This window comes from Ignavibacteriota bacterium (genome assembly GCA_016713565.1).
In the GTDB taxonomy this organism is placed as follows: Bacteria; Bacteroidota; Ignavibacteria; order Ignavibacteriales; family Melioribacteraceae.
This window is the reverse complement of record JADJOX010000007.1, coordinates 171,015-194,643: the sequence shown is the minus strand read 5'-3', so window position 1 is coordinate 194,643 and position 23,629 is coordinate 171,015. Positions and strand designations below refer to the sequence as shown.

The 23,629-nt window shown below is 32.6% G+C and carries 26 protein-coding genes and 2 tRNA genes; 11 read left to right on the top strand and 17 right to left on the bottom strand.

Going from position 1 to position 23,629, the window contains the following annotated elements; genetic code table 11:
- The first annotated feature begins 7 nt into the window (after positions 1-7).
- From IPK06_07915 to IPK06_07895, 5 genes are all read left to right on the top strand, one after another.
- On the top strand, positions 8-988 hold the full coding sequence (locus IPK06_07915) for a PorV/PorQ family protein (protein ID MBK7979918.1): 981 nt from the start codon (positions 8-10) through the stop codon (positions 986-988).
- A gap of 6 nt (positions 989-994) precedes the next feature.
- On the top strand, positions 995-2,092 hold the full coding sequence (locus tag IPK06_07910) for a hypothetical protein (protein MBK7979917.1): 1,098 nt from the start codon (positions 995-997) through the stop codon (positions 2,090-2,092).
- Positions 2,093-2,094: 2 nt separating this feature from the next.
- Entirely contained in the window at positions 2,095-3,333 is a 1,239-nt protein-coding gene (locus IPK06_07905; GenBank protein ID MBK7979916.1) for a T9SS type A sorting domain-containing protein, read from the top strand.
- 76 nt (positions 3,334-3,409) lie between these two features.
- Entirely contained in the window at positions 3,410-4,816 is a 1,407-nt protein-coding gene (gene atpD / locus IPK06_07900) for a F0F1 ATP synthase subunit beta (protein ID MBK7979915.1), read from the top strand.
- Positions 4,817-5,233 carry a F0F1 ATP synthase subunit epsilon gene (locus IPK06_07895; protein ID MBK7979914.1) on the top strand — a complete coding sequence of 139 codons (417 nt, stop codon included), beginning with the start codon at positions 4,817-4,819 and terminating at the stop codon, positions 5,231-5,233.
- Positions 5,234-5,287: 54 nt separating this feature from the next.
- On the opposite strand, the gene IPK06_07890 is transcribed toward IPK06_07895, so the two are convergent.
- The 16 genes from IPK06_07890 to IPK06_07815 form a co-directional block, all read right to left on the bottom strand.
- Positions 5,288-5,896 carry a superoxide dismutase gene (locus IPK06_07890; protein ID MBK7979913.1) on the bottom strand — a complete coding sequence of 203 codons (609 nt, stop codon included), beginning with the start codon at positions 5,894-5,896 and terminating at the stop codon, positions 5,288-5,290.
- Between the two features lie 97 nt (positions 5,897-5,993).
- Positions 5,994-6,347, bottom strand: a complete 354-nt coding sequence (erpA, locus tag IPK06_07885; protein ID MBK7979912.1) for an iron-sulfur cluster insertion protein ErpA — start codon at positions 6,345-6,347, stop codon at positions 5,994-5,996.
- On the bottom strand, positions 6,331-6,645 hold the full coding sequence (locus tag IPK06_07880) for a hypothetical protein (GenBank protein MBK7979911.1): 315 nt from the start codon (positions 6,643-6,645) through the stop codon (positions 6,331-6,333). Before IPK06_07880 ends, erpA begins: the two co-directional genes overlap by 17 nt.
- 12 nt (positions 6,646-6,657) lie before the next feature.
- Entirely contained in the window at positions 6,658-7,065 is a 408-nt protein-coding gene (locus IPK06_07875) for an Rrf2 family transcriptional regulator (protein ID MBK7979910.1), read from the bottom strand.
- A 66-nt stretch (positions 7,066-7,131) separates the two neighbouring features.
- The gene (locus IPK06_07870; GenBank protein MBK7979909.1) at positions 7,132-8,637 is read right to left on the bottom strand and encodes an NADH-quinone oxidoreductase subunit N; all 1,506 of its coding nucleotides are present in this window, start codon (positions 8,635-8,637) and stop codon (positions 7,132-7,134) included.
- 36 nt (positions 8,638-8,673) lie between these two features.
- Positions 8,674-10,278, bottom strand: coding sequence for an NADH-quinone oxidoreductase subunit M (locus IPK06_07865; protein MBK7979908.1), 1,605 nt, complete (start codon positions 10,276-10,278; stop codon positions 8,674-8,676).
- A gap of 32 nt (positions 10,279-10,310) precedes the next feature.
- Positions 10,311-12,407, bottom strand: coding sequence for an NADH-quinone oxidoreductase subunit L (gene nuoL, locus IPK06_07860; protein MBK7979907.1), 2,097 nt, complete (start codon positions 12,405-12,407; stop codon positions 10,311-10,313).
- Between the two features lies 1 nt (position 12,408).
- A complete protein-coding gene (gene nuoK / locus IPK06_07855; protein MBK7979906.1) occupies positions 12,409-12,720 on the bottom strand; it encodes an NADH-quinone oxidoreductase subunit NuoK in 312 nt (103 codons plus the stop codon).
- Position 12,721: 1 nt separating this feature from the next.
- Positions 12,722-13,219 carry an NADH-quinone oxidoreductase subunit J gene (locus tag IPK06_07850; GenBank protein ID MBK7979905.1) on the bottom strand — a complete coding sequence of 166 codons (498 nt, stop codon included), beginning with the start codon at positions 13,217-13,219 and terminating at the stop codon, positions 12,722-12,724.
- Positions 13,220-13,227: 8 nt separating this feature from the next.
- The gene (locus IPK06_07845) at positions 13,228-13,821 is read right to left on the bottom strand and encodes an NADH-quinone oxidoreductase subunit I (GenBank protein MBK7979904.1); all 594 of its coding nucleotides are present in this window, start codon (positions 13,819-13,821) and stop codon (positions 13,228-13,230) included.
- Between the two features lie 3 nt (positions 13,822-13,824).
- Positions 13,825-14,895 (bottom strand): NADH-quinone oxidoreductase subunit NuoH, encoded by a 1,071-nt coding sequence (nuoH, locus tag IPK06_07840; GenBank protein MBK7979903.1) that lies wholly within the window; start codon positions 14,893-14,895, stop codon positions 13,825-13,827.
- Complete coding sequence (locus tag IPK06_07835; protein MBK7979902.1) at positions 14,895-16,010, bottom strand: NADH-quinone oxidoreductase subunit D; 1,116 nt, start codon at positions 16,008-16,010, stop codon at positions 14,895-14,897. The genes nuoH and IPK06_07835 overlap by 1 nt, the downstream gene beginning before the upstream one ends.
- 170 nt (positions 16,011-16,180) lie before the next feature.
- A complete protein-coding gene (locus IPK06_07830) occupies positions 16,181-16,711 on the bottom strand; it encodes an NADH-quinone oxidoreductase subunit C (GenBank protein MBK7979901.1) in 531 nt (176 codons plus the stop codon).
- Positions 16,708-17,196, bottom strand: a complete 489-nt coding sequence (locus IPK06_07825) for an NADH-quinone oxidoreductase subunit B (protein ID MBK7979900.1) — start codon at positions 17,194-17,196, stop codon at positions 16,708-16,710. Before IPK06_07825 ends, IPK06_07830 begins: the two co-directional genes overlap by 4 nt.
- Before the next feature lie 2 nt (positions 17,197-17,198).
- On the bottom strand, positions 17,199-17,633 hold the full coding sequence (locus tag IPK06_07820; protein MBK7979899.1) for an NADH-quinone oxidoreductase subunit A: 435 nt from the start codon (positions 17,631-17,633) through the stop codon (positions 17,199-17,201).
- A gap of 67 nt (positions 17,634-17,700) precedes the next feature.
- The gene (locus IPK06_07815; protein ID MBK7979898.1) at positions 17,701-18,597 is read right to left on the bottom strand and encodes a DUF2156 domain-containing protein; all 897 of its coding nucleotides are present in this window, start codon (positions 18,595-18,597) and stop codon (positions 17,701-17,703) included.
- A 109-nt stretch (positions 18,598-18,706) separates the two neighbouring features.
- Between IPK06_07815 and IPK06_07810 the strand changes: the two genes are divergently transcribed.
- The 6 genes from IPK06_07810 (at position 18,707) to IPK06_07785 (ending at position 22,163) form a co-directional block, all read left to right on the top strand.
- Positions 18,707-18,796, top strand: a tRNA-Glu gene (locus tag IPK06_07810).
- A gap of 24 nt (positions 18,797-18,820) precedes the next feature.
- A complete protein-coding gene (locus IPK06_07805) occupies positions 18,821-18,985 on the top strand; it encodes a GIY-YIG nuclease family protein (GenBank protein ID MBK7979897.1) in 165 nt (54 codons plus the stop codon).
- A gap of 94 nt (positions 18,986-19,079) precedes the next feature.
- Positions 19,080-19,154, top strand: a tRNA-Glu gene (locus IPK06_07800).
- 77 nt (positions 19,155-19,231) lie between these two features.
- On the top strand, positions 19,232-20,380 hold the full coding sequence (gene tgt / locus IPK06_07795) for a tRNA guanosine(34) transglycosylase Tgt (protein MBK7979896.1): 1,149 nt from the start codon (positions 19,232-19,234) through the stop codon (positions 20,378-20,380).
- On the top strand, positions 20,381-20,695 hold the full coding sequence (yajC, locus tag IPK06_07790; protein MBK7979895.1) for a preprotein translocase subunit YajC: 315 nt from the start codon (positions 20,381-20,383) through the stop codon (positions 20,693-20,695).
- A 235-nt stretch (positions 20,696-20,930) separates the two neighbouring features.
- Positions 20,931-22,163: a nodulation protein NfeD gene (locus IPK06_07785; protein MBK7979894.1), complete on the top strand. Its 1,233-nt coding sequence runs from the start codon at positions 20,931-20,933 to the stop codon at positions 22,161-22,163.
- Here IPK06_07785 and IPK06_07780 read toward each other — a convergent pair.
- A complete protein-coding gene (locus IPK06_07780; protein ID MBK7979893.1) occupies positions 22,160-23,629 on the bottom strand; it encodes a PEGA domain-containing protein in 1,470 nt (489 codons plus the stop codon). The two genes, IPK06_07785 and IPK06_07780, sit on opposite strands and share 4 nt — an antisense overlap.

Below are 23,629 nucleotides of genomic sequence, written 5' to 3'. Positions count from 1 at the left end.
AAAGTTTATGAATAAAATAATTTTTCTCATTTTAATATTAACGTTTTCCGCGGCTGAATCAAATGCTCAGCTTTTTCCAACTTTGGGCGGACAAAGAGCGGGCATTTCCACGGCGCAATTCTTAAAAATTGGAGTAGGCGGTAGAGCAACTGCAATGGGAGACGCGTATATTGCAGTTGCCAATGATGTGTCATCTTTGTATTGGAATCCTGCCGGCTTGGTTCAATCTGATAAAGACCAAATAATGTTTTCGCATAATAATTGGATTGTTGATATAGGACATGAATTCTTAGGTGCGAATTATCATATTTCTAATAATGATGTGGTGGGTTTTTCACTAATGTCACTTCATATGAAAGATATGAAAGTTACGACTGAAGTAAATCCTTTTGGAACCGGAGAATATTTTTCTTTCGGTGATTTTTCTGTATCCGCGTCTTACTCAAGAAGGATGACCGAACAATTTAGTTTTGGTGCAACAATTAGATACATTGAAGAAACTTTAGATAAACTTAAAATGAGAGGAGTATTGGTCGATTTAGGAACGTTCTATTGGACCGGACTAGGCTCAACCAGATTTGCAGTTACAATTTCAAATTTTGGAAATGAACTTGCGCCCGATGGTAAAGTTATTTTATTCGGCGGTAGAGAAAAAAGTGAATGGCAGTCTTTTTCGCCGCCTACTATGTTTAGAATCGGTTTTGCTCTTGAACCATATCAAAATGAAGATCATCGAATAACGGCTTCAATTCAGCTTAATCATCCTAATGATAATAGCGAAAATGTTTCAATCGGAAGCGAGTATTCCTGGCATGAAATGTTTTTTGTTAGAGGCGGATATAAAATAAACTCCGATGAACAAGATTTATCTTTCGGCGTTGGAGTTAAAATGGATTTGGATTTTTCTGAATTTACTTTGGATTATTCTTTTGTAAATTTTGAAAGATTAGGTTCGGCTCATAGATTTTCAATCATTCTTGGAATTTAAAAGATTATGATATTTAATTCCTTTAAAATTAAATTTATTGCGGTACTAACAATAATTTTCATCTGTATTTTTGCTTTTTCATGTACAAATAAATTTAATATAAACGACATAAATTATAAAGATGATAATAGCAATATAGGCGATACTACATATATTCCGCAGTATCCAAATTGGACAGGTTTCAATAATCCTCAAGATATGATTATTGGAAAGGATTTATTTATTTACGTTGCAGATACTGACAATAATAGATTGGTTATGCTTGATATTGCCGGACAAATTTTAGGTGAAATAAATATTAAAAGTCCAACAGCTGTTGCTCAAAACTATAAACTTGATCTTTTTATTGTAGCGGAATTTGACACACTTATTAATGATCAGAATTTAGCTTTCAGCGCTTTGTATAAAATTAACATGGTTGAAGCTGTGCATAATATTACAAATGCAAAATTGGAAAGACTTTTACCTCAGGATCCTAAAATTGATCCGTTTGCATTTAATAGAATAGACAGAGCTTATACAGGCGTTTGTACTTTTTACGATAATTCAATTTATGTATCCAGAAAAGGTCCATCAAATTCAAATCCCGTCGATAGAGACAATACAATAATCAAACTTAAATTCAATGAAAAGGATTCAATGATAGTAAGTAAAATTCCCGGTTTGGAACCTGAAGGAACCGGAATTTTATCCGCAAATCAAATAAGCTCACTAACATCATTTAATAAAAAAAATACTGATGTGGTTTTAACTTTAATAGGGAATAACAGTTTTAAGGTGCAATGGCTTGAGTTTGTGTCAAATTCAGATTTTGAAGGATATTTATCAAAGTTAAGCGCATTTTCTTGCGACTTAATGAACGTGAATAAATTCGGCAAACCGGAAGACGTGGCGTTTGATGACGCAAATAATATTTTTGTTGCCGACGCTGAAAAGGACAGCATTTATAAATTTAATACGTTTGGAGATGAACTTGAATCGTTCGGCGGTAATGAAATAATGTCATCTCCGCATGCTGTAGCACATTATGATAAGACATTATATGTTTTAGATACTGACAACAACAGAATTTTACGTTTCATACTTTCAACAGAAATTGAGTAATAATGAATAAAAAGTTTTTAGGTATTTTGTTTTTTCTTTTAATTAGTAATTATTTTGCACAAGAAACTTTCCGTGTAATGACATACAATGTTTTAAATTATCCAAGCAAAATTTCTACTACGCGAAATCCGTATTTCAAAAAAGTTATAAAAGAAATTGATCCTGATATTTTAGTTGTTCAAGAAATGGAAAGCGCATACGGTGTTCAATTATTTTTGAATGAAGTATTAGATTCAAATTATATTGCCGGAGAATTTGTCGATGGATATGATACGGACAATGCTCTTTTTTATAAAGATTCAATTTTTAGTTTTATCGATAACCAACCAATAAAAACGTCTTTAAGGAATATTTCGCAGCTTACTCTATTGCACAAAAATTCTAATGATACTTTGATTATTTATTCGGCGCATTTAAAGGCAAGTGACGGCGCTGATAATGAAATTCAAAGATCTGAAGAAGTTAAAAAGTTGAGAGAAGTTACCAATAAATTGCCGCTTGGAAAATATTATTTATTAGTTGGCGATTTAAATTTATATTACTCTAATGAACCCGCATTTCAAGGTTTAATTAACAAATCTCAAAGTGGTTATTTTATAGATCCTTTAAATAAAATTGGCAGCTGGCATAACAGTTCAACTTATAGAGACATTCATACACAATCTACAAGATTGTCAAATCTTTCCGATGAAGGCTCAACAGGCGGATTAGATGACAGATTTGATATGATTTTAGCTTCACAAGCAGTTATCGATTCCGGAGGAATATCTTATATTCCCAAAACCTATAAATCTTTTGGGAATGACGGAAATCATTTTAACAAAGCAATAAATGAACTGCCGAATTCCTATGTTTCAGATGAAATTGCAGTTGCGCTTTATTATTCTTCAGATCATTTACCCGTATTTGCGGATTTTGAGGTTAAAAACCTAACTTCGATTAAAAATCCGACCAAAATTCCCGAAGATATTACATTATATCAAAATTACCCGAACCCTTTTAATGCAACAACTATAATAGAATATTCTGTATCAAGTGAGAAAATTGATCATAATTCGAATATTTCGATAAAAATTTACAATATTCTTGGAAAAGAAATTGAAACTCTGGTGAATAAAACTCATTCATCCGGAAATTATAAAGTACAATTCAATGCAGAAAACCTCGCTACAGGAATATATTTTTGTGTGTTAAAATTGAATAATAAAATTATTATAAAAAAAATGACATTATTAAAATAAATTAGTTGTAAATAAATTGAAAAATATTTCAATAATAACTAATTTTACAGATTGATATATATTATTTAGGAAAAAAATGGCAGTCAACGAAGGAACAATTGTCAGAGTAATTGGACCAGTTGTGGATATTGATTTTACCGGCGGAACGATTCCGGAAATCTATAATGCAATTCAAATTCCAACTGAAAAAGATGGCGAAAATTCTATTTTAACTCTTGAAGTTCAACAGCATCTTGGAGATAATAGAGTAAGAGCCGTTGCGATGGATATTACCGATGGCTTGGTAAGAGGAATGAAAGCAATTAATACTGGGGAACCAATCTCAGTTCCAGTTGGACCGGAGACATTAGGAAGACTTATTAATGTGCTAGGAGAAGGAATTGATGAATTAGGGGAAATTAAAACAGAAAGAAAAGCTCCAATTCACCATCATGCCCCGGCTTTTGCAAAACTCACCACATCGCAGGAAATGTTTGAAACCGGAATTAAAGTTATCGATTTGTTAGAGCCCTATTCGAAAGGCGGAAAGACAGGTTTATTTGGCGGTGCCGGTGTTGGTAAAACAGTAATTATTCAGGAGCTTATACATAATATTGCCTCTCAACATGGAGGCTATTCGGTATTTACCGGAGTTGGTGAAAGAACAAGAGAAGGCAATGATCTTTGGCGTGAAATGAAAGAATCCGGAGTTCTTGATAAAACCGCTTTGGTGTTTGGTCAAATGAACGAACCTCCAGGTGCTAGACTTAGAGTTGGTTTAACCGGTTTAACAATTGCCGAATATTTTAGAGATGTTGAAGAAAGAGATGTTTTGCTTTTTATTGATAATATTTTCCGTTTTACACAAGCTGGTTCGGAAGTTAGCGCTTTGTTGGGAAGAATGCCTTCAGCAGTTGGATATCAGCCAAACTTAGCTTCGGAAATGGGTGAATTGCAGGAAAGAATTACTTCAACCGATAAAGGTTCAATTACATCCGTACAAGCAATATATGTACCGGCAGACGATTTAACAGATCCTGCTCCGGCAACAGCTTTTTCGCATTTGGACGCAACAACCGTATTAAGCCGACAAATTTCTGAATTAGGTATTTATCCCGCTGTTGATCCTTTAGATTCTACTTCAAGAATTCTTGAACCGGGTGTTATTGGTCATGAACATTATAGAGTTGCAAGTCAAGTTAAAGAAATTTTACAGGCATATAAAGATTTACAAGATATAATAAATATTTTAGGAATGGATGAATTATCTGAAGATGATAAAGTAGTTGTTAGACGCGCTAGAAGAATTCAAAGATTTTTAAGTCAGCCATTTCATGTTGCCGAACAGTTTACCGGAACTCCTGGTAAATATGTTAAATTGGAAGATACAGTAAGAAGCTTTAAAGAAATTCTTGAAGGGAAACATGATAATCTTCCGGAAATGGCGTTTATGTATGTCGGTACAATTGAAGAAGCCGTTGAAAAAGCAAAGAAGATGGCTTAAATGGAAAAATTACATTTAGAAATTATTACGCCAAGCAAAATTGGTTATAATGGAAACGTAATTTCAGTTACTGTTCCGGGAACAAATGGTAATTTCCAAATTTTATTTAATCATGCGCCTATTATAAGCTCTTTAGAAATTGGTGAAATTAAAATTGAAGAAAGCGAAGGTTCGAAACTTCATTTTTCAACAAGCGGCGGTACAATAGAATTATCAAATAATAAAATAATTATACTTGCTGAATCATTAGAACGCTCTGATAATATTGACGTTAAAAGAGCTGAGGACGCAAAATCAAGAGCGGAAAATAGGTTAAAGAACAAAAGAAGTGAAAATATTGATGAGCTTAGAGCAGAATTTGCGTTAAAAAGAGCAATAAACAGACTTAAGATAGCCAACAAATTTTCGTTAAATTAAGAATGAAATTAAAGGGTTTAATTTTTAATTAAACCCTTTAAATAAATAATCTAATTACTTTGCTTCATTAAAACGTTTTGCAACGGCATCCCAATCAACAACATTCCAAAAAGCAGTTATATAATCAGGTCTTCTATTTTGATAATGAAGATAATAAGCATGTTCCCAAACATCTAAACCTAATATTGGAGTTCCTTTAACTTCTGCTAAATCCATCAAAGGATTATCTTGATTTGGAGTAGAAGAAACAACTAATTTGCCATTTGATACAATAAGCCAAGCCCAGCCCGAACCGAATCTTGTTGCGCCAGCTTTTGAAAAAGCTTCTTTGAAACTATCGAATGAGCCAAAATCGGCATTAATAGCTTCTGATAATTTACCTGAAGGCGCTCCGCCTTTGCCTTTTCCCATTATTGTCCAAAATAATGAATGATTAAAATGTCCGCCGCCGTTATTTCTTACTGCTGCAGGATATTTAGAAATATTCGACATTAAATCTTCCAATGATTTGCCTTCCATATCTGTACCTGCAATAGCAGCATTTAAATTATTTACATAAGCTGCGTGATGTTTTCCGTGATGAATTTCCATTGTTCTTGCATCAATATATGGTTCAAGTGCATTGAAATCATATGGTAATGCAGGCAATTCAAATTTGCTCATTTTATTACTCCTTATTTTATTATTCATTTTATTACTTGAAAATTTATTTATAAATGGCAGTAAGCCGAGTGATAATAAAAATTGTTTCCGTTTCATTTTATACTCCAAAAGATTCTCCGCAGCCGCAGGTTTTTGCAGCGTTAGGATTATTAAATATAAAACCTCTTCCGTTTAAACCGTCACTGAAATCGAGTTGTGTTCCCATTAAATAGAATAGGCTTTTTCCATCAACAACAATTCTAAGATCTTGATTCTCAAAAAATGTATCACCGTCTTTTTCATCGCCGTCGAAACCAAGATTATATGTAAATCCTGAACAGCCTCCGCCTTTTATGCTAATTCTTAACGCATAATTATGGGGAATATTGTTTTCGCTCATAATTTGTTTTACTTGCTTAAGAGCTTTTTCTGAAATTGTTATAGTTGAACTGGTGTCAGTTAAGTTGTTCATTTAACCTTCCTTCTAATTCACTGATTTTTTGTTTTGATCCAATCTCGAAATTTAATTTCCATGATTTGTTGTCAATCTGCTGCAAGTCGTTTGTCAAGCTCAATTCACTAATAAATTCTCTGGCAATTTTTTCCGCTTGTGAATAGCTAATCGGGTTTTCCTTCATATCAAAATAAGATTTAATCGCGTACTGAAGATCTCTTAAAAATAAATTTGAATTTTTGAAAAGAGGATAATCTTCTTTCATAAAATTGAAAAAAACGTTTTTGTTTGTTTTTAAATGCTCTAAAGGATTCATGCTGTCTCTATGTTAATTTGAAATTTCATATAAAGTTATCGACTCAAACATTTCATTTATTCTGTTTTGCAAATTCATAAAAGGGGATCTGATATTACAACTATTAATTCTTCCGCAGCTTTCAATTGTCGCTTCTTGAAAAGAACAATTTGTTAATTGAATATTTTCTTCAAGTGCGGTAATGATTTCCATTATTGTTAATTTATCAGTCGGTATAATTAAAGAGTAACCGCCGTACTTTCCTTGCTCTGATTTAATAATTCCTTTTTTAACCAACTTCTGAAGTAGTTTTGCTAAAAGATCATATGGGATATTCAGATCATTGGCAATAGTAGAACTGCTGATTTTAACGTCTCCATGATCGGAAATATATTTAAGCGCAAGTATCGAATATTCAACTGATTTTGAAATTTTTATCATAAACACGACTAAAATTGTCGTATATAAAATAACAAAGAATTATTGTTTATGCAAGAGATAAAAAAATTACCTAACCAACATAGTTAAACAGCTTTGGGCAAAATCCACAATAGGTGAAAAATAAACTCCAAGGAGCAATGTAGGGATTAAGAGAATTACAATAAAAACTATTTCATTAAGTGAAATGGTAAATTTTTGAATTTCTTTTTCAGATTCACTAATAAACATATGTTTAAGAATTCTGATATAATAGTAAAGCGAAACAACACTATTCAACACGGCGATGACAGCAACAAAAATCATTTTTGCGTCTAGCAGCGCCAAGAAAATATATAGTTTTGAAATAAATCCTGCTGTTGGCGGAAGTCCGGTAAGCGAAATTAAAAATATTGTTAGAGCTATTCCCAAAAAAGGAGATGCATAACCAAGACGGTTATAATCATTAACGTCTTCCGAATTAATTCTATTGGAGATAAGCATAACAATATAAAAAGCACCTATATTCATCAATAAATAAATCATAAAATAAATCATTACAGCTAGTAAGCCTTGATCGGATAGAACTGCAATTCCTAAAAGCATATATCCGGCATGAGCAATACTGGAATAGGCAAGCATCCTCTTTACGTTATCCTGCCACAATGCGGCAAAATTACCTAAAGTCATTGTCAAAATTGAAATAACTATAATGAAATGCTGCCAGTTAAATCCGTCTAATAAAACCCAAACTCCATTAATTTCCTTGAGCATGAAAGTGGTTTTGATAAATCTTATCAGCAACGCAAATCCCGCAGCTTTGCTGGCAACGGATAGGAAAGCGGTAACTGAAATCGGTGCTCCTTCATAAACGTCAGGTGTCCAAAAATGGAATGGAACAGCAGATATTTTAAATCCGATTCCGGTAAATATTAAAATCATTGAAAAAGAATAAGCTAAAACATTTACGCTGGTTGATTTAAATATATCATTAATAATAAACAAATTTGTGCTGCCTGTAAGCCCATAAATTATAGAAATGCCGAAAAGCATTAAACCTGATGATGTTGCTCCGTAAACAAGGTATTTTAAAGAAGCTTCTGTATCTCGATCGCGCAGTTTAGTAAATCCGGCTAACACATAAGATGATAAAGATAATAGTTCAACAGAAATATAGATCATAATTAAATCGGTAGCAGAAACCATAAATAACATGCCTAGAATCATTCCAAAGATCAAAGTATAAAACTCACCTGATCTTTCTTCAATCTTTTTAATTTCGGCTGAATTTTTGGCAAACAATATAATAAGTATTGAAGCTATCAGAATAATTATCTTAAAATATGTTCCATAAGAATCTATTGAAATTAGTCCGTAATCATTATTTGCAGAACTGGTTAAAAACGCATGAGAGTTTACATTGATTCCTGTTAACGAATAATATAGAGCTAAAATAAGGCCAACCATTCCAACCAATGGAATTAAGGATTTGTCTTTTTGATAAAATAAATCGATTAAAACTAATACCATTAGAGTAATTGAAACAATTACTTCAGGTCTAATTAACGTAATATCTGTAAATAAGTTTTCAAACATTTTTATATCAGAATTCTGAGTAAATAATTTTATTTATTACATTCCGCCTAATGTAAATCCACGCGAATTTTCGCTTAAAAATTGAACAAGAGAATTAACAGATGTATTCATTATATCCAACATTGCTGAAGGATAAATTCCTAAAAACACAATTATTATAGTTAAAGGAATAAACATTGCATATTCTCTAAAAGTAATGTCCGTCAGAACATCATCCCATTTTTTATTGAACTCACCAAAGAAAATTCGCTGCAATGTCCAGAGCATATAAGCAGCGCCAAACAAAATTCCCAATGTACCAATCATTGTTAAAACTCTTAATTCCGCAACACTAAACGCGCCTACGAATACCAATGCTTCTGAAATAAATCCGGATAAACTTGGTAAACCGATTGCCGCGAAGAATGCAACAGTTACGAAAAAAGTATATACCGGCATTTTGTTTGCCAATCCGCCGAATCCATTTATATCTCTCGTATGAGCTCTATCATAAATTACTCCAACAATCAAGAATAACATTGCTGTTATTGTACCGTGATTAAACATTTGGAATATTGCTCCGGTAATGCCTGTAGTTGTCATTGATGCCATTCCAAGTAAAACATATCCCATATGAGAAACAGATGAATATGCGATCAATTTTTTAAAATCTTTTTGAGCCAAAGCAACAAGAGCGCCATAAATAATATTTATTACACCGAATAAGGCGATATAAAATGATAATTCTCTTGTAATTTCTGGAAATATAGGATAACTAATTCTTAAAATTCCATAAGTTCCCATTTTAAGCAGAACACCGGCTAATATAACGCTGATAGGTGTCGGAGCTTCAACGTGAGCATCAGGCAGCCAAGTATGGAAAGGGAACATTGGTATTTTGATTGCAAAGCCCACAAACAAAGCGATATATGCAATGAATCGGAAATTGTTTGGATTTAATGGAGATAAAATTCCATTTGTTGTATAATTTGTCGGATCCATCAAAGCGATTAAGTTGAAAGTAAATACAGTTGTTCCGTCTGCTAAAGTTTCGCTTGCGCTGAAATATAAAGCAATCATAACCAACAGCATAAAAACACTGCCGAATAAAGTATAGATAAAGAACTTTATAGCTGCATATTCTTTTCTTGGACCGCCCCAAATTCCGATTAAGAAATACATTGGAAGAAGCATTAATTCCCAGAAAATGTAAAATAGGAAAAAGTCTAGCGCGACAAAAACTCCCATCATTCCAGTATCTAACAGTAAAAAAAGAGCAAAGAAACCTTTAACAGATTTATTAATATTCCAAGAAGATATTATAGCAATAAAAGATACTAACGCGGTTAAAAGAAGCATCGGCATGCTAAGACCATCTGCGCCTAAGAAATAATCAACTTTTACAGTACCAATCCATGATAATCCTGTAATTTTAATCCATCTAAACTTCTCAATGAATTGAAATGAACTGGCGTCATAAACACCGCCGGCAGAATAATTAAAATTTGCCAACAACATTACGGCAATAATAATCTGTAAAAACGTTATTACCAATGAAGTAATTTTAATTTCTTTTACCAATTTTCCGGGAATGAATAAAATAATCAACATTCCAATAACTGGTAGAAAAGTAATTAATGATAAAAGTGGAATTCCATTCATTATAACTTGTTACCTTATTTTTTTAAACTTTTCTAAAAAGGTCCAATTATGAAAAACAAAAGTATAATTGAGAAAACAACCAAAACGATATATGTTTGAACCTTTCCGGTTTGTAATTTCTTAAAATTAAATCCAATAAAACCACTAAATAAAGCGGTACCGTTTACCAAGCCGTCAACAACATATGAATCAAATAAATTACTTAGTTTCGATAAAAATCTTGTAACGGTAGCCGAACCATTAACAATCCCATCAATTATCCATTTATCAAACCATGATAAGATTTCACTTAATTTTAGAGTTCCGCCTATGAATGTGGCATTATAAATTTCATCTATATACCATTTATGCAGCGAGCCGTTATAAAGTTTTTTAATTTTATCGGCAATTTTATCTGGAGAAATTTTATTCCAATGGTACATAGTAAATGCTAATAGAATTCCGAGTGATGCAAGCACTAATGATAATATCATAGCTGGATAATGTGCCCAGTGCATCGCGTGCATGTATTTTTCCGAATGCATGATATTGCCGTGCTCGGATATGCTTGCAGATTCTGCGGTATCATTTACCATAAAATCAAAACTTGAAGTAGCCGGAACGACTGTATGTGGTGTTGTGATCCAACTTCCTGCAAACCATCCTGTATCCGGTGAAACCGGATTTGGAGTATACCAGAAAAATATTGACAATGTGCTTAAAACTACAAGAGGCATAACCATTACAAAAGGCGATTCATGCGCATGATCGTATTTATGATGATTCCTAGGTTCGCCATGGAATGTAAGTATAACCAATCTAAACATATAAAATGCGGTTAGGAACGCAACTAAAAACCCCATAATAGGAATTAACCAATGTCCCGTTAATTCACCAAAAGCGAGTGTTCCCGCCAGTATTCCGTCTTTACTTAAAAATCCTGAAGTTAAAGGCACACCTGAAATAGCCAATGTAGAAATTAAAAATGTATAATAAGTAATAGGCATCTTTTTTCTAAGTCCGCCCATTTCTCTTATATCTTGTTCATGATGCATTGCATGGATAACAGAACCTGAGCCCAAGAATAAACACGCTTTGAAGAATGCGTGCGTAACTAAATGGAAAAACGCGAAAGTATAAGCTCCAACGCCAAGAGACATTACCATGTAACCTAGCTGACTTACAGTTGAATAAGCTAAAACTTTTTTAATATCGTTTTGAGTTAATGCAATTGTTGCCGCAAATAAAGAAGTTACCGCGCCAATCACTGCAATTACCAGCATAGCGTCGGCAGTTAACATAACAAAAATTCTTGCAACCAAATAAACGCCCGCCGCAACCATTGTTGCAGCATGAATTAGCGCGCTTACTGGAGTTGGACCTTCCATTGCATCGGGAAGCCAAACATGAAGAGGGAATTGAGCCGATTTTCCAACCGCACCCATGAAAACTAAAATTCCCGCCGCAGTTAACCAAGATTCACTACCAAAAGGTAAAATTCCGCTTGATATTTGCGCATATATTTTATCAAAAGAAAATGTATGATAATTTGTAAGTAAAATTAAAATCCCAATGAACATTCCAATATCACCGATTCTATTCGTAAGGAATGCTTTCTTTCCGGCGTCTGAAGCGGATTTTTTTTCATACCAGAACCCAATTAAAAGATATGAAGATAATCCTACTAATTCCCAGAATATGTACATCATAAGTAAATTATCAGTAAGGACAATTCCCAACATAGAAAATGTAAAAATTCCCAAGTATGCAAAATATCTTGTATATCTTTTATCTCCCTTCAAATATTCCATTGAATATACGTGCACGAGCATACTTATCAAATTAACGACAAACAGCATTATCACGGTCAGATTATCAATTTTAATTCCCAGATCAAATGTAAGCTTTCCAATATTAGGTACGTTTCCAAAATCGATCCACGTGAAAGAGAACAAAATATCTTGGTGCAGATACGTTGTTAATTTAGAAAATCCTATAACCAATGATAAAATGAAAGCTAATGTTATTATAGCGACTTCAGCTAAATACAATTTTGGAAATCTTTTACCAAAGAATAAGACTATAAAAAATCCAAAAAGTGGAAGTAAAAGTATAATTAGCGAAATATTAATATTTGTAAATTCTGACATACTATTCTTTGAGGTTATTTATTTCATCAACATTAACATTTGAAAATCTTTTATAAATATTAAGCACAATTGCTAAAGCAATAGCGGCTTCGGCTGCGGCAAGTATAATAACAAACAATGCATATAATTGTCCGTCAATACTAAAATTTCCGAACTTAGAAAACGCAACAAAATTAATATTTGCCGAATTTAGAATTAACTCAACTCCCATTAAAACCATAACGGCATTTTTCCTAGTAACAACACCGTAAAGTCCAAGAGAAAACAAAGCAACACTAACAGCTAAAAAATGATTTAATCCAACTTCCACTATTTTATTCCTTATCTCTTCTTGCGATTGAAGCTGCGCCGATAAGCGCAACTAAAAGTAAAATTCCAAGCAGTTCAAAAACAAGAATATATTCACTAATAAGTAATTTACCTAAATCAAAAGATGTTGTATTTGGGATATCAAAACTTTGCGATTTCCAATTAGTTGATGTCATAACACCGAATAAAATTGCGGCAAAAGCAGCCAACCCAATAACCGCTGGCAATACTTGAAACGATCCTGATCTGATCTCTACATTTGTAATTTTATTTGTCAACATTACGCCAAAAAGTAATAAAATAAGAATTCCGCCAACATAAACCATGATTTGTACTATGGCAAGAAAATCGGCGCCAAGTAAAACATAAATACCCGAAACTCCGAAAAAAGTAAGCAGCAAACTATAAGCCGCGTGAACGATATTGCGCGCATTAACAACAATTACCGCCGATACAATAGTAATTATGGCAAATAAGTAAAAAATTAAATCGTATAATTCCATTCTATAATTTACTCTGATTTTTTATCAGTATTAGGTTCAATCTTTTTTTCAGCTGCCGGTTTCGGCTTATCAGCTTTTGCTTTGGCAGCGGCTAATTTTTCTGCTTCTTTTGCGGCGGTAAAAACGTCAAATTTATTTTGTTTATCTGTAATTTCTTCAGGTGTCATTACTGCGAATCTGTATAAGAGATCATTTCTGTCAAATTCGGAAAATTCATAAACTTGAGTCATTTTAATGCACTCTGTTGGACAAGGATAGACGCAAAGTGAACAGAAGCAGCATTTTGCAATATCAATATCAAATTTTGTAACCCATAAAGCTTTTTTCTTGCCTTGTGAGGTTTCGCCCGGACTATCATCCGGTGTAGATTTTAAAGTTTCTATTGAAATACAATTTACCGGACAGGCTCTTGCGCATTGATCGCAGCCAATGCAATCATCCATATTAACAAAAAGTCTATTTCTTGCTCTTTCTGGCATTTGAGGTTTTACATCCGGATATTGAATTGTTACAGATGGAACAAAAAGGTGTTTAAATGTTATTTTCATTCCAACCAAAACGGTGTAAATTGCATCAAACGTATTTTTGAAATATTCTTTCATATCTTAAATTAAAGTTATCAAACCAACTAGTAATAAAATTGCAATTGAATAGGGAATTAGGTATTTCCAGCAAACTGTCATTAACTGATCAACTCTTAATCTTGGTAAAGTCCATCTAAGCCACATTTGAACTATTACAAATGTTAATCCTTTAAAAGCGAACCAAAATGCTTGTTCAATAGGAACTAACCATTCAACTCCCAAAGTATTTCCAAGGTAGCCAAAAGGAGAATGATAACCGCCGAAAAATAATACAGTTATTAAAAATGAAACAGCGAGCATATTGGCGTATTCAGCCAAGAAAAACATCGCGAATTTCATTCCGCTGTATTCGGTAAAAAATCCTGCCACCAATTCAGATTCGGCTTCAGGTATATCAAATGGTGTACGATTAACTTCAGCAAGTGTGCTAATAAAAATTATTATAAAAGCGCCTATCATTAAAGGAATTAACAATAATTTTGCAATTAACGGATGGGATCCGCCCAATATATTCCAATTCCAAAAATAAGCTGTTTGTTCATTTGTAATTGTATTTAAATTTAATGTACTTGTAAGCATAACCATAGTAAGTACAACAATGGCTGTTGGAATTTCATAGCTGATAATTTGAGAGACAGATCGCATTGAACCGAGCAGAGAATACTTATTATTGGATGACCATCCGCCCATTAAAATTCCGGCAACAACAAAACTTGAAACAGCTAAAAAGTAAAAAAGACCAATATCAATTGAACTGCCCATAAAGAAACTTGAAAAAGGAAGTACTGCGAAAGCGGCAAAACTTCCCATAAAAACTAAGTAGGGTGCAAAGTTGAATAATCTTTTATCAATAGAATTTGCTACAATATCTTCTTTTTGAATTAGTTTTAATATATCCGCAACTGTTTGAAGAATTCCATGATAACCGGTACGCATGGGTCCAAGTCTATCCTGCATATGTGCGGAAACTTTTCTTTCAGCTAAAACCGCCAACAAAGCATAAGGTAAAATAAATAAGAATAGCGGCAGAGCTGCTGCAATAAAAAAGGCTAAAATTTGATTTCCGAAAATATCAGTTAAAAAATCGTACATTATCTGTCTATTTCTCCTAATACTACATCAATACTACCTAAAATTGCAATTACATCCGCAACAAAATGACCTTTACACAATTCGCCTAAAACTTCCATATTAACAAATGAAGGCGCACGTACTTTTACTCTAAAGGGATTTACATTTCCATCGCTGATAATAAAATAACCCAATTCACCTTTTGGGTTTTCAACTCTTGAATAAACTGTACCTTTAGGCGGTTTAATCCTTTTGGGAATTGCTTCTTGTACATTTCCTTCAGGAATATTATCTATTGCTTGTTCAATAATTTTTAAACTTTGTTCCATCTCAAGAACACGAATATAATATCTGTCCCAGCAATCACCAACGGTTCCTTTTAAACCTTCACCAACCGGAATTTCAAAATCAAATTTATCGTAAATTGAATAAGGATCGTTTTTACGCAGATCCCATTTTATTCCGCTGGCTCTTAAGTTAGGACCAGTTATACCGTAATTAATTGCAACATCTGCCGGTAAAATTCCAATATTAGCAGTTCTTTCAATAAAAATCTTGTTATAAGATAATAAGTTATTAAGTTCAACAATTCTTGGTTTAAAATCTCTAACAAAATCTTTTGTCTTTCTAACAAAATCAGGATGAATATCGTGTGATAGTCCGCCAACCCAAATGTAGTTATATAAAAGTCGAGCGCCGCAGGTTTCTTCAAATATTGTAAGTATTTTCTCACGTTCGGCAAATAAAAATAAGAAGGGAGTAAACGCCCCCATATCAACGCCGTAAGTACCGAGTGCAACCATATGCGATGCAATTCTCTGCAATTCACCGACAATTACTCTAATATATTCAACTCTATCGGGAACTTTAATATCTAATAATCTTTCAACGGCAACGGCATATCCAAAATTATTATACATTGACGCCAAATAATCCATTCTATCTGTATAAGGAACAACTTGAGGATAGGTCATTACTTCACAATGCTTTTCGAAACATCTATGCAGATAACCAATATGAGGGATTACGTTTTTTACAAGTTCGCCTTCAATTTCAAGTTCCAATCTCAAAACCCCATGTGTTGAAGGGTGTTGAGGTCCCATATTTAAAACCATTTCTTCAGTTCGTAGTGCCATTCTTTCGTTAAAGGTGAGATAAATGACTGAAAATATTTATTTTAAGATAATTATAACCTTAAAGTCATTTCAATTTTTTATCTCAGTAATTTGCCCTAAATATTTTTATAAATCTATTTTTTATAAAATCATTATTAAACTTTTGCAAAGCCTTTAATTAAATTTTATAATTAATACGGTATTTTCATTCCGTTGTAAAATTCCGGCGTTTCAAAATCTTTTCTAAGTGGATAACTTCCTTCTTCCCAGTCATAAGGCATTAAAATTCTTATAAGATTAGGGTGATTTAAGAAAATTATACCAAACATGTCAAATGCTTCTCTTTCATGCCAATCGGCGCATTTCCACACAGATTCCACTGAATCAACTTCCGGTTTTTCTATCGGCATCGAAACTTTTAAATTAACTTTTTGGTTAAGCTGCATCGATTCAATATGATAATATACACTTAAGGTTCTGCCTACTAATTTTTCAATGCCGTTTTCATCTTTCTCTTTTTTTGCATTGTTATCATCTACACCCGATAAGTTCATTAAGTTATCAAATTGTAATTTCTCATCATCTCTTAAAAATTTGCAAACTTCCTTTAAGTTTAATGCCTCAACAATAATAAATGAATCGATAGGAAGAGAATTATCCAGACTGAAAGAATATTCAGGAAATTTTGCTTTTAGCATCTCTAGAATTTCATCGGTTGTCATGCTGTTTTTCTCAATCTTTCATTTCGTATTTTTTCTTGTAACTTCAATAAACCTTCCAATAGCGCTTCAGGTCTTGGAGGGCATCCCGGTACGTAAACATCAACGGGAATTACTCTATCAATTCCTTTTAACACATGATAGCCATGTTCCCAATATGGTCCGCCGCAGTTTGCGCAGCTTCCCATTGAAATTATATATTTTGGATCAGGCATTTGTTCATATAATCTTTTTATTCTGGTTGCCATTTTTAACGTAACCGTTCCGGAAATTAAAATTACATCGGCTTGCCTCGGCGAAGGTCGGGGAATAACTCCAAATCTGTCAAAATCATAATGAGAAGCGGAAGTTGCCATCATTTCAATTGCACAGCATGCTAAACCAAAACTTAACTGCCATAGAGAGGAAAGACGAGCCCAATTAAGTAAATCTTCCGATTTCGTAATTACAATATTACTGTCGCTAAATTCTTGATCTAATAAACCCATAATTAAATTTCTTTTTCTGTAGAAGTATTTTGAACTTTATTTTCCAATAACTTTTTAAGGTCAAGTCTTTCAATATTGGGACGAGCCCATTCCAAATCACCTTTTTTCCACTCGTAAATCATTCCCAAAAATAAAATAAGCAAAAATACCGCACCGGCAGCAAATCCAATAAATCCAAAATTTTTATAGGTTAATGCCCAAGGAAAAAGTAAAACAATTTCTACGTCAAAAATTAAGAATATTAAGGCAACGACATAAAACCTAATGTTGAACTTTACCCAAGGCGAACCTTCAGGGTTTTCTCCGCATTCATAAATTTGAGTTTTTTCATATGAAGGACGTTTTGGACGGATTAACATTGCGGCAAATATTGCAATACCTACGAAAGCACCAGCCAATATAATAAAAACAAAAACTTTACCAAATTCTGTTAACATATCACTTATAAATTTTGAAATAAAATTACAATTAGGTCTTATTAAAGTCAAGTTTGTAAAAAAAAATCTAAAATATGTTATTTTTAGAAACTAATTTATAATAAATTAATTGTAGAAAATTTGATTCGACCAATAAAAATAGTAATAATCGAAATGAAATTTTTTTCGACGTACAAATATAAACAGGTTCCCACATTGGGTTAAATTTTGCTTTGAAGTTTTGCAAGCCTTTATAATTGTAAGCAAATTTTAAAAATCGGCCGCTAATTGTTGAAAGAATTGTATACAGGCTATCACTTGAATAATTAATTTGATTTATGAAAGGTACTTCACCAAGACTTAGATAACGTATATTTTGTTTGACTGTATCGTTGTATATTGCGTAAATAATTGATTCAATTGTGCCAACTGGAGAATTGTGCGTACGTAAAATCAATTCAGTATGTATTTTATCAATTGAGTTATTTGAAACCAAAACAGCGCCAAGCCAATGTTTATCTTTCTTTAAAACATACAATTTATTTCCGGGGTTGAATTTTGTAATGAATAAATTTTTAAGCTGAGGCTCTTTTGCGTGGTGATATGTTTTTAAAAATTCATTTAAAAGCGATTTGTTTTCTTCAGAATAATTTAATTTGATAATTTCGCCTTTTTTTAATCCTCTGTTTACAAGTTTTAGTAGCGACTTTTTTTCAAAAGTATTACAATTAGTATCAATTACTGCTTCTAAACCTAATTGCATTGATGCAAAGCCTCTTTTTTCAAGAATATTTTTAATTTCTGTATTGCATCCTTTTATAATAACATTAGAGGAATAATTTTCAAAGATAGATTGAAATGAAGTTGTAATATCCTTGTTTTTTTGAATACTTACTTCACTTAACCAGCAATATTTGGTAGATTGTACTGTATTATTAAATAAGTAATTTTCGCTTACTGTCCAGCTTAAGGGTAAATAATTCATATTTGGAAGATAAGTATTAATTTTTATTTTAGAAATTGCATTTAAAATGCAAAAATAATGTAGTTATGATTTTCAATAATAATTATATTTCTTATATAAAATTTAGCGCGTTCGTCTAGTTGGCTTAGGACGCCGCCCTCTCAAGGCGGAGATCACGAGTTCTCCCAAAGGGACTCCTTCGGAGGAATCCCGTACATAAGTTAATAAAAATTATTTTTCAAATATGTACTTTACATATATTTTAAAAAGTCAAAAAGATAATACGTTTTATTATGGTTCAACTCAAAATTTAGATGCGAGAATTTTAGTACATAATTCTGGCAGTGTGAAATATACAAAGGGGCATAGACCATATGTTTTACACTATTTTGAAAAATATGAGACATGAAAAGAAGCAATGAAAAGGGAAAAATATTTTAAGACGATAAATGGTTACAAGTGGCTAAAGGAAAATAAAATAATTTGAAATTGTAGTAAAATTTGGCGCGTTCGTCTAGTTGGCTTAGGACGCCGCCCTCTCAAGGCGGAGACCACGGGTTCGAATCCCGTACGCGCTACTCCTTAAAATAAATTCTTTATCTATAAATATCTAATCTAAGATTTCCTTATTTTTACAAAAATTTTTAGGAAAATAGTGAATTTTACTTTACTAGCTGAAGATAAAAACTCCAAAGCACGTGCCGGTTATTTAGAAACTGATCATGGAATTATTGAAACTCCGCGATTTATGCCCGTTGGAACGCAGGGAACCGTTAAAGCTGTTTCACAAAGAATTTTAAAGGATGAAATTAAGGCATCAATAATTCTTGGAAATACATATCATCTTTATTTAAGACCAGGAACGGAAATTCTTGAAAATGCCGGCGGTCTTCATCAATTTATGAACTGGCAAAATGCCTTGCTTACCGATAGCGGAGGATTTCAGATATTTAGCTTGTCAGATTTGCGGAAATTAAAAAATGATGGCGTTGAGTTTAAATCACATTTGGATGGCTCTAAACATTTTTTTACACCTCAAAAAGTAATTGAGATACAAAGAATAATCGGTTCCGATATAATGATGGTTTTGGATGAATGCACTCCTTATCCTTGTGAATATGAATACGCCGAAAAATCGTGCAAACTTACTTCTGATTGGGCAATTTTAAATAAAGAAGCTTTTGTAAATTCAAATCCCAAATATGGACATAAACAATTCTTATTTGGAATTGTGCAAGGCAGTGTATATAAAGATCTAAGAGAGAGATCAGCAAAAGATTTAACAGATATAGGTTTTGACGGCTATGCCATCGGCGGTTTGGCGGTCGGTGAACCCGCTGAGCAAATGTATGATATAACAAATTTCACCACTGATTTTTTACCTAAGAATAAACCCAGATATCTAATGGGTGTTGGAAGACCGGAAAATATTCTTGAATCAATTGAACGTGGAATTGACATGTTTGATTGCGTAATGCCTACAAGAAACGCGAGAAATGCGTACTTGTTTACAAGTCAAGGAATATTAAGCATGCGCAACGCTATACATAAAAATGACTTTACTATAATCGATCCAGAGTGCAATTGTTATACTTGCCAAAATTTTTCAAAATCATATTTACGACACTTATTTGTTTCAAAAGAAATTTTAGCGTTAGAGCTTGCTTCAATTCATAATTTAACTTTTTATATAAATTTAACAAATACAGCCAGAGAAAAAATTATTGAAGGTACTTTTTTAAAGTGGAAAGAAAAAATTATTAGTAAATTATCAATAAATATAAATTCAAATATGGAGGAATAAATGAACCTACTTTTTGCCATGGCGCCTCAAGGACAAAACGGCGGCGGAAGTATGATCAGCACCTTAATTATGTTTGGTGCAATTTTCGCAATTTTTTATTTTATGATCATTAGACCGCAGCAGAAAAAAGCAAAAGAACGAGACGCGCTGCTGAATAGTTTGAAAAAAGGCGATAAAATAATTACCGGAAGCGGAATTCACGGAACAGTTGCCGGACTTGAAGATAATACAGTTCTTGTCGATGTTGGCAACAACGTAAAAATCAAAATGGAAAGAAGCGCAATTGGTCAAGTTGTATCCTCAAAGGAAAGTTAATCATCAATAAATTTAAATCCCGATTTTTATCGGGATTTAATTATTCAATAATCAATTCAAATTTTAATTCATATGCAACCGCATTGAAATTCATTCCAAACTTTTTTATATATTTCATTAAATTTTTTCCGGAGATGATAAAGTGAAGAAGATATTATTCTTATTTTTTGTTTTAGCGTTTATTGCAAATGAAAATATTGCGCAAAAAAAAGTTTATGTGGCAGAAATTGATGGAATGATTGATTTAGGTTTAGCGCCATTTGTAAAGAGAGTAGTTCATGAAGCCGAAAATAATTCAGCGGATGCAATAATTTTTAAAATAAACACATTCGGCGGAAGAGTAGACGCGGCTACGCAGATAAAAGATGCAATAATTAATAGTAAAGTTAAAACAATTGCTTTTATTGATAAAAGAGCTATATCAGCCGGCGCTTTGATTTCACTATCTTGTGAAGAAATTTTTATGGTCCCGGGATCATCAATAGGAGCAACAACCGTTGTTGATGAATCCGGCGGCAAACAATCTGAAAAAGCACAAAGTTATATGCGCGCTGAAATGAGATCCACTGCAGAAAAAAATGGCAGAAGAACCGATATTGCTGAAGGTATGGTTGATGAAAGAATTGTAGTCTCCGAATTAGGTGATGACAGCACAAAGTTAATTACATTGACTTCCACAGAAGCGCTTAAATACGGAATTGCTGATTCAATTTTTTCCGATTTTAATACCTTTTTGAATTCAGAAGATTTTGCAAAAGCTGAAATTGTAAATTTCAACAGTAATTGGGCTGAAGACTTTATTAGGTTTTTAAATAATCCAATTATTACTTCGTTATTATTAATGGTTGCATTAGTTGGATTGTTTACAGAAATTAAAACACCCGGCTGGGGATTTCCGGGCACCGCTGCTGTAATTGCTTTGGCATTATTTTTTGGCTCTGGTTATATTCTAGAATTAGCGTCTATTATTGAAATTCTTATTTTTATTGTGGGATTAATTTTCTTACTCGTTGAGATTTTTGTAATTCCGGGATTTGGAGTTACAGGAATAATAGGCATTGTTTTAATTATATCAAGTTTATTTCTTGGATTGATTTCTGATTTTCCGCTTATCGATGGAGATATAATTTCTACAGCGATTATTCAACTTGCCTCAACTTTGGTGTTAACAATAATGGTTTTCTTTACTTTGGTTAAATTTTTACCAAAATCAGAAATGTGGGGACATTTAATTCTTCATAAAAACATTGACGAAAAATCTGGTTATGCCGCCGATGAAAAAGTAAAAGGTTTATTAGGCAAATCAGGTGTCGCATTAACGGACCTTCGTCCTAGTGGCATTGCGTTAATTGAGAATAAACGAATTGATGTTGTAACTTCAGGAAGTTATATTCAAAAAGAAACAAAGATAATTGTTATAAGTGAAGAAGGTTCAAAAATTGTAGTAGATAAAATTTTGGAAGCTTAGTTATCTTTCCAAATTTTATATTTTATTAAACCTCTTCCATTGGTTCCAAACCACATATTACCGGCATTATCTTTTGCAATACAAAGAATGTCGTTTATTGGTAATTTGGAATTTGATGAAGTATATAATTTAAAATTATCCATTGATTTTGCTTCAACCAAACCGCCTCTTGTTCCAATCCACATAGTATTAGCATCGTCATAATAAAATTTTTTTATATATTTATTTGACAATCCCAAATCAATTTCCTTCATTGAATTATTTTCCAAAACATAAACGCCGCCGTATTTACCGCTTTTAAGATCTGTTGTTAACCCAATCCACAAAACATTGTTAATATCAAAAAGTAAATCATTTACACTATCGCCAATCGGACTTGTATCGGATTGATAGCTTGTCCAATTGCTTAAGCCGTCAAAAGTTATTGTATTGAAATTATTTGTACCAATCCACAAATTATTATTTAAATCAATTTCAACGGCAGTAATAAAATCAGCCGGAATACTTGAACTGGAAGTTTTGTAGGTTGTCCAGCTTTCAAACCCGTCGAATTTGGAAACACCTTTTTGAGTTCCAACCCAAATATTTTGTAAGTCGTCAAAATCTAAGTCGCTTACGTAATTATCAGGAATTTTAGAATTCAACGTTGTAAATTGTATAATATTGTTTTTGGTAATTTTGGCTAATCCAAAATAAGTCGCTGCCCAAATATTATTTAATTTATCCTTTTTAAGTCTATGAACAATATTGCCCGGTAAGTTTGAGTTTTCTTTTAGTAAATTTTCCCAAGCTCCGGTTCTATTTGTAACAATACCACTATGCCATGTAGCAATCCACATTTTATTGTTATCATCAAACATAATATCGTTTATTGTGTTATCCGGAATAAATGAATTATCTTTATTATAGGTAACCCAAACGGTAGTATCCGCTAAGTTCATATGTACAAGAGATTGTTTTCCCGCATAAACAAATATATTTGTGCTGTCGGACCTATGTTCCGGATATGAATATTTAACTTTGTAAGTTGCCGGAATTAAGTTTGTAATTGTATAAGGTGTTTTAAAACTCAGCAATGAATCGTTAAAATAAATTGTGCAACTATCTGGTTTGGAACTAAATTTAATTGAACCGAAATTTCTATAATCAGTATAGTAATTATAATTTTCAATAGTAACTGATTCATTTTTTACAATTGCATTAAAAGTGAAATCAAGAAAAGGTTCTAATTTTAAGGTAAATTTATGTTCGCCTTCAGAAAGCCATTTAACAGTATCCGGTGTTGTTAGACCAAAGTTTTTATCATCAACATAAATTGTTGCTTTGGCAGGAGTGGTTGAGATAAATATTTTTGCTTTTCCTGTCTCATATGTTTGAGGCTCACTTACTGAAACTTCTTTATCGCACGAAACAAAAAGAAGTAAGATAAACAATATGGATTTTTTCAAATAATTTTTATTAATCAT

Bases quoted from the DNA above. Each gene is read 5' to 3' on its own strand.
- IPK06_07880 (MBK7979911.1), bottom strand. From the start codon at position 6,645: ATGAATCCTTTAGAGCATTTAAAAACAAACAAAAACGTTTTTTTCAAT.
- IPK06_07785 (MBK7979894.1), top strand. From the start codon at position 20,931: ATGATTGATTTAGGTTTAGCGCCATTTGTAAAGAGAGTAGTTCATGAA.
- IPK06_07905 (MBK7979916.1), top strand. From the start codon at position 2,095: ATGAATAAAAAGTTTTTAGGTATTTTGTTTTTTCTTTTAATTAGTAAT.
- IPK06_07835 (MBK7979902.1), bottom strand. From the start codon at position 16,010: ATGGCACTACGAACTGAAGAAATGGTTTTAAATATGGGACCTCAACAC.
- nuoL (MBK7979907.1), bottom strand. From the start codon at position 12,407: ATGTCAGAATTTACAAATATTAATATTTCGCTAATTATACTTTTACTT.
- yajC (MBK7979895.1), top strand. From the start codon at position 20,381: ATGAACCTACTTTTTGCCATGGCGCCTCAAGGACAAAACGGCGGCGGA.
- IPK06_07875 (MBK7979910.1), bottom strand. From the start codon at position 7,065: ATGATAAAAATTTCAAAATCAGTTGAATATTCGATACTTGCGCTTAAA.
- IPK06_07780 (MBK7979893.1), bottom strand. From the start codon at position 23,629: ATGATTAATAAAAATTATTTGAAAAAATCCATATTGTTTATCTTACTT.
- IPK06_07870 (MBK7979909.1), bottom strand. From the start codon at position 8,637: ATGTTTGAAAACTTATTTACAGATATTACGTTAATTAGACCTGAAGTA.
- IPK06_07915 (MBK7979918.1), top strand. From the start codon at position 8: ATGAATAAAATAATTTTTCTCATTTTAATATTAACGTTTTCCGCGGCT.
- IPK06_07890 (MBK7979913.1), bottom strand. From the start codon at position 5,896: ATGAGCAAATTTGAATTGCCTGCATTACCATATGATTTCAATGCACTT.
- IPK06_07845 (MBK7979904.1), bottom strand. From the start codon at position 13,821: ATGAAAGAATATTTCAAAAATACGTTTGATGCAATTTACACCGTTTTG.
- IPK06_07805 (MBK7979897.1), top strand. From the start codon at position 18,821: ATGTACTTTACATATATTTTAAAAAGTCAAAAAGATAATACGTTTTAT.
- nuoH (MBK7979903.1), bottom strand. From the start codon at position 14,895: ATGTACGATTTTTTAACTGATATTTTCGGAAATCAAATTTTAGCCTTT.
- erpA (MBK7979912.1), bottom strand. From the start codon at position 6,347: ATGAACAACTTAACTGACACCAGTTCAACTATAACAATTTCAGAAAAA.
- IPK06_07820 (MBK7979899.1), bottom strand. From the start codon at position 17,633: ATGTTAACAGAATTTGGTAAAGTTTTTGTTTTTATTATATTGGCTGGT.
- IPK06_07815 (MBK7979898.1), bottom strand. From the start codon at position 18,597: ATGAATTATTTACCCTTAAGCTGGACAGTAAGCGAAAATTACTTATTT.
- IPK06_07895 (MBK7979914.1), top strand. From the start codon at position 4,817: ATGGAAAAATTACATTTAGAAATTATTACGCCAAGCAAAATTGGTTAT.
- atpD (MBK7979915.1), top strand. From the start codon at position 3,410: ATGGCAGTCAACGAAGGAACAATTGTCAGAGTAATTGGACCAGTTGTG.
- IPK06_07830 (MBK7979901.1), bottom strand. From the start codon at position 16,711: ATGACAACCGATGAAATTCTAGAGATGCTAAAAGCAAAATTTCCTGAA.
- IPK06_07910 (MBK7979917.1), top strand. From the start codon at position 995: ATGATATTTAATTCCTTTAAAATTAAATTTATTGCGGTACTAACAATA.
- IPK06_07850 (MBK7979905.1), bottom strand. From the start codon at position 13,219: ATGGAATTATACGATTTAATTTTTTACTTATTTGCCATAATTACTATT.
- IPK06_07825 (MBK7979900.1), bottom strand. From the start codon at position 17,196: ATGGGTTTATTAGATCAAGAATTTAGCGACAGTAATATTGTAATTACG.
- IPK06_07865 (MBK7979908.1), bottom strand. From the start codon at position 10,278: ATGAATGGAATTCCACTTTTATCATTAATTACTTTTCTACCAGTTATT.